The 266-nt window shown below is 54.9% G+C and carries 1 protein-coding gene; it reads right to left on the bottom strand.

Annotated elements, in window-relative coordinates; all coding sequences use genetic code 11:
* Positions 1–266, bottom strand: a 266-nt coding sequence (locus tag HK23_RS14135; protein WP_475638744.1) for an LbetaH domain-containing protein, incomplete at both ends; no start/stop codon positions are given.

The following is a 266-nucleotide window of genomic DNA, read 5'->3' on the forward strand; positions in this document are numbered from 1 at the left end:
GTGCACGGCCCATGAATGATCGAACGATGCGCGATCGAGGTTCTCGACCCGATCGTGACGGCCGCGCCATCTTTCGAATGAATGACGACGCCGTCCTGAATATTTGATCCTCTGCCGATCCGTATCGGTTCGACCTCGCCGTTCTCATCGGTTTCGTCAGCACGAATGACAGCGTACGGTCCGATGAATACATCATCTTCAACAATCACGTGGCCACACAGAATAGCCGTCGGATCAACGAAAGCGCTCTCCGCCACTACGGGATA

This window comes from Acetobacter malorum, from assembly GCF_002153605.1.
Classification (GTDB): Bacteria; Pseudomonadota; Alphaproteobacteria; order Acetobacterales; family Acetobacteraceae; genus Acetobacter; species Acetobacter malorum_A.